We start from the raw sequence: 2,381 nt of genomic DNA on the forward strand, positions 1-2,381 counted from the left end.
GAGCCGGTGGTGACTTGWTCCCATGGTGAGGTGAAGGATTTCAGCGTGCTGGTGCTGGATAACATCAAGGGCTATCGCATCCTGTTCGACTGGTACCCCACCAGCGACAGCGTGGAACCCGTCGAATTGCGCCTGTTTATACGAACCCAGGACCGCACCCTGAGTGAAACCTGGCTGTATCAGTACTTCCCGCCAGCACCGGAGCAGCGCAAGTACACCTGAAACTAACCGCCTGATCATTCCCACGCCGCAGCGTGGGAATGATCACAGGTGGCTTAGAACCGCGACACGCTTTTCATCGCACCAATCAGATACCGCATCGCCACCTGATCGCTCTCGGTCAGCGCCCGGTATTGCACCAGCAACTCCATCTCATCTGAACTCAACCTTCGACCCCGCAAGGACATCCGACGGCTCAGAAAAGACGCCACCGCACCCGCTACGCCATAGGACTTGGCCATGGACCGCTACTCCTGATATCAGTCAAACACTCCTGGTGCCCATTTCCAAACTCCCGGGAAGCGCAACGGCTTCGCGGACCAACCGCCTGTCTCCCTGGGCCAGGAGTCGGGCTTACCCTTAGCGTAGAAACTATCTCATCATTCGTGGGATTTTTTTAGAGTATTAACTTAAAAAATAACGGCGGTAATAAAAACCTACAGCCATTACTCACGCAGGGGTCGATACAGGTGAATGTCTAGCGGTTCTTGCGCATAAAGCTCAGCGTGGGGTTGCTGCAACAGACGGCAACCATGGCGCAGGTAAAAGTCCACAGTGTTACGCGACTCCGTCGCCGAGATATAGAGTGCTTGGGCCCCCACTTGCCGGCCGTGCTCGCAAGCCAGCGCCAACAACCGCCCGCCCAGGCCAGAACCGCGGGCACTGTGGCTGACATGCAGGAATTTCAGCTGCCGCATCAGCAGGCCCTGGTGATGGAACGGCCGATTGTCCACCACCACTGCGGCAACCAGCACCTGGCCGTCGAATACGCCCCATAACCACCCGCCGCGCTGGAGGCAGGCACGCAGCGCCACCGCATCCTGTTCAGCCTCGCCTTCGGGCCAGCCGTGCATGTCATGATGTGTGGCATACAACACCAGTTCGCCGCAGTCCATGCGATAGCACGCCGGGATCAGCTCCGTACGATCGATGGCTGCCAGCAAAGGGATATCGTCTTCGGTTAACGCGCGTTCCACCAGCATAAGCTTCTCCTGCTTAACAACCGCCAAGGATCAGCCTTCCTATAAACGCGAGCAAGAAAAAACCCACCGTATCAGGGTGGGTTTGGCACAGAGGTAAGTAGGGTCAATCCCGCAGATCCGACTCATGGATCGGCTGGTCCCGATGGGTTGCCCGCTGGTACTGCGCCGGCCAGATGGCTTTGCGTCCGCCCAGGTCATCGTCGGCATGCAACGGCCAGTACGGGTCGCGCAGCAGTTCACGGGCCAGAAAAATAATGTCAGCCTGGCAGGTACGCAGGATGTGCTCGGCCTGGGCCGGTTCGGTAATCATGCCGACCGTGCCGGTGGCGATGCCCGATTCCTTGCGCACGCGCTCGGCGAAGCGCGTCTGGTAGCCGGGGCCGGTGGGAATCTCGGCATTGGCGGCGGTACCACCGGACGACACGTCGATCAGATCCACCCCGAGGTCTTTCAGGCGGCGCGCCAACTCCACGGTTTCATCCGGGTTCCAACCGTCTTCCACCCAATCGGTGGCCGACACGCGCACAAACAGCGGCAACTCCTCAGGCCACACGGCGCGCACGGCCTTGGTGACTTCCAGCACCAGGCGAATGCGGTTTTCGAAGGAGCCGCCGTAGTGGTCCTGACGCTGGTTGCTGATCGGCGAGAGAAACTGGTGCAGCAGGTACCCGTGGGCGGCATGGATTTCCACCACCTCAAAGCCTGCGGTCAAGGCGCGCCTGGCGGCGGCGACAAAGTCGGCGATTACTTGCTGGATCTGTGCTTCGTCCAGTGGCTTGGGCTGGGTGTGATTGGGGTCGAAGGCAATCGGCGAGGGCCCACCGGCACCCAGCCGCCCTCCTCCGGCTTGACGCTGCCGTGTTTGCCGATCCATGGCCGGTGGGTGCTGGCCTTGCGCCCGGCATGGGCCAGCTGGATCCCAGCCACCGCGCCCTGGGCCGCGATAAAACGGGTGATGCGCCGCAATGGTTCGATCTGGGTGTCGTTCCACAGGCCCAGGTCCTGGGCGGTGATACGGCCATCGGCGGTCACCGCCGTGGCCTCGGTAAAAATCAGCCCGGCGCCACCCACGGCCCGGCTGCCGAGGTGCACCAGGTGCCAGTCATTGGCCAGGCCATCGTCGCTGGAGTATTGGCACATGGGTGAAACCGCGATGCGGTTGAGCAGGGTCAATTGGCG

At 61.1% G+C, this 2,381-nt stretch carries 3 protein-coding genes and 1 pseudogene; 1 reads left to right on the forward strand and 3 read right to left on the reverse strand.

All coding sequences use genetic code 11. From position 1 onward, the window contains the following. Positions 1–222, forward strand: a 222-nt coding sequence (locus BKD70_RS23385) for a glucan biosynthesis protein (protein WP_175441032.1), incomplete at its 5' end; no start/stop codon positions are given. A 53-nt stretch (positions 223–275) separates the two neighbouring features. On the opposite strand, the gene BKD70_RS23390 is transcribed toward BKD70_RS23385, so the two are convergent. The 3 genes and pseudogenes from BKD70_RS23390 to BKD70_RS23400 form a co-directional block, all read right to left on the reverse strand. After that, the gene (locus tag BKD70_RS23390; protein ID WP_014717190.1) at positions 276–461 is read right to left on the reverse strand and encodes a hypothetical protein; all 186 of its coding nucleotides are present in this window, start codon (positions 459–461) and stop codon (positions 276–278) included. Positions 462–665: 204 nt separating this feature from the next. Then, on the reverse strand, positions 666–1,202 hold the full coding sequence (locus BKD70_RS23395) for a GNAT family N-acetyltransferase (RefSeq protein ID WP_054897105.1): 537 nt from the start codon (positions 1,200–1,202) through the stop codon (positions 666–668). Between the two features lie 103 nt (positions 1,203–1,305). Next, a pseudogene (locus tag BKD70_RS23400) lies at positions 1,306–2,381 on the reverse strand (NADH:flavin oxidoreductase/NADH oxidase); the annotation flags it as partial.

This window comes from Pseudomonas sp. BS-2016, assembly GCF_001806145.1.
Taxonomy (GTDB): Bacteria; Pseudomonadota; Gammaproteobacteria; order Pseudomonadales; family Pseudomonadaceae; genus Aquipseudomonas; species Aquipseudomonas lundensis.